We start from the raw sequence: 1872 nt of genomic DNA, 5'->3' as shown, positions 1-1872 counted from the left end.
TGAATCAAATGAAAATTTATATCAAATAATGGAAGAAATTAAGGAAAATTTAGAAAAGTGTGATATAGTTGTTGCAGCTCAGAAATTAAGCCTGTTTCAAAAATTTGTCTCAAAAGTTAGAGATTTCCAAGTTCTTCTACAAAGTACTTTATCTATTTATGAAATATTTAAAATTATTTTTCATCTTTGAAAATGATACTAAATATAGTATAATATGGAGGAAATAATTGAAAATTGAAAAGTTGATTGAGAAATTGCTTTCTGTTCCTACGCCATGCGAAATGGATTATAGAGATATAAAGAGAATACTTGAGCATGAAGGGTGGAGTGGCGAAAGAAGAGCAAAGCATTATGTATATGTAAAAGTTGGTGAATATGCAATAACAATACCTGTACATAGTCCTAAGGAAAAAGTCAAAGGATATGTACTTAAGCAAATAATAGAAATGTTGAACTTGGAGGAAAAATATGGCAGGAAGTAAACTATTGAAGAGGAGTACAGAAGATAAAGCAAGAAAAAGATACCTTGAGAAAGAAGTCCAGAAGTATATGAAACTTCCATATGCTATAAAACTAATTCCCGAAGAAGATGGCACTTATTTTGTTGAAGTAGAAGAGTTCCCTGGTTGTATGAGTCAAGGAAAAACGCTAGAAGAGGCATTAGAAATGATTAAAGACGCAATGGAAGGCTGGCTTGAAAGTAATATCGATAGAGGTTTAGAAATTCCTCTTCCAGACGTACTGAGGGAATACAGCGGGAAGTTTCTTGTTCGAGTTCCAGTGTCACTCCATAAAAAACTTGTTTCAGAGTCTCGTAGAGAAGGAGTAAGCCTGAATCAATATATTGTTTCATTACTCTCGGAAAATTACTCCCTGAGGAACATCGAAAATCTACTAAAGAATGCCAACAAATTACAGCCCGCTGTTCAAAACCAAGCTTACGCTCCAAAAGAAACGGTAACCACAACCGAATGGGGGAAAGAGAATGACAAAGATGAGCAATACATACAGTGAGTTTATTTATAATCTGCATTTAAAAGATTTAAATGTTTTGGCGTTTTCTTCAAACAGAAAAGAAGATTTTTTACCTCCAGCTAAGATACAAATTACGAAAGAGGCAAAATTTGAGAATGCAAACGAGAACAAGATTAAAACATACATTACGTACTCCCTTTCAGCAACTCAAAAAGATAAAAAAGAGCCTGGACTTACTATCTCAATTACTTATGTGCTCACATACGAATCTAAAGTGGCAATGACTGACGAGCATTTCCAAAAATTTGCAAAAAGTAGTTTGCTGATTGAAACGTGGCCATACTTCAGAAACTTTGTCAATGAGGCTACTATGCTTATGGGTTTACCGCCTTTAGTTCTTGAGGTCCTTAAATCTGGTCAGGTGTCAAAGAAACGCTCCGAAAAAATATGATTGCCGATACGCAACGAGAGATTCATAAGAAGATTATTTAGATAATACTAAAATACTACCACGAAAAACTTCCTGGTGGTTTACTTTGAGGTGCCTTATGGCAAATTGCAGAATTTGTTGGAAAAGGTTACCTCTGTTTTATAGAGACACTGCTCCTCAAGAATATTGGAACAAAATGACTTCTAATCTTACAGAAGAAGAGAAAGCTAAATTTTTAAGGGATAATTGTCTGCCGAGCCGCTTCTATGAAATGGACTACAAGAACTTCCTTGAAGCAAGAAGGAAGCTAATGGCAGATGCAATAAAGAAGTATTTTGAAAAACTGAGAGGAACTCAGCCAAAGGAGGCGCTTTAAATGCAGGTTATTTCAGTAATTACGCTGGTTTGTTTAACTTTAGTAGTTGTTGCTTTGATTGTTCTCATCTCAAGGGTTTCTTTGGATTTTA

General features: G+C 34.7%; 5 protein-coding genes. All 5 read left to right on the top strand.

The window, feature by feature from the left end; genetic code table 11:
* A partial coding sequence (locus tag ACP5SP_RS07885) for a hypothetical protein (RefSeq protein WP_428076515.1) occupies window positions 1-190 on the top strand: 190 nt, incomplete at its 5' end.
* Window positions 191-227: 37 nt separating this feature from the next.
* Window positions 228-482 (top strand): type II toxin-antitoxin system HicA family toxin, encoded by a 255-nt coding sequence (locus ACP5SP_RS07880; RefSeq protein WP_428076513.1) that lies wholly within the window; start codon window positions 228-230, stop codon window positions 480-482.
* Complete coding sequence (locus tag ACP5SP_RS07875; protein ID WP_428076511.1) at window positions 469-1014, top strand: type II toxin-antitoxin system HicB family antitoxin; 546 nt, start codon at window positions 469-471, stop codon at window positions 1012-1014. The genes ACP5SP_RS07880 and ACP5SP_RS07875 overlap by 14 nt, the downstream gene beginning before the upstream one ends.
* Window positions 986-1426 (top strand): hypothetical protein, encoded by a 441-nt coding sequence (locus ACP5SP_RS07870; protein ID WP_428076509.1) that lies wholly within the window; start codon window positions 986-988, stop codon window positions 1424-1426. The genes ACP5SP_RS07875 and ACP5SP_RS07870 overlap by 29 nt, the downstream gene beginning before the upstream one ends.
* 97 nt (window positions 1427-1523) lie before the next feature.
* Window positions 1524-1781 carry a hypothetical protein gene (locus ACP5SP_RS07865; protein WP_428076507.1) on the top strand — a complete coding sequence of 86 codons (258 nt, stop codon included), beginning with the start codon at window positions 1524-1526 and terminating at the stop codon, window positions 1779-1781.
* Window positions 1782-1872: the final 91 nt, after the last annotated feature.

This window comes from Caldisericum sp. (assembly GCF_049967455.1).
GTDB lineage: Bacteria > Caldisericota > Caldisericia > Caldisericales > Caldisericaceae > Caldisericum > Caldisericum exile_A.
This window is presented reverse-complemented; position numbering and strand designations above follow the sequence as displayed.

Coding starts and splice junctions, on each gene's coding strand:
- ACP5SP_RS07865 (WP_428076507.1), top strand. CDS start 1,524: ATGGCAAATTGCAGAATTTGTTGGAAAAGGTTACCTCTGTTTTATAGA.
- ACP5SP_RS07875 (WP_428076511.1), top strand. CDS start 469: ATGGCAGGAAGTAAACTATTGAAGAGGAGTACAGAAGATAAAGCAAGA.
- ACP5SP_RS07870 (WP_428076509.1), top strand. CDS start 986: ATGACAAAGATGAGCAATACATACAGTGAGTTTATTTATAATCTGCAT.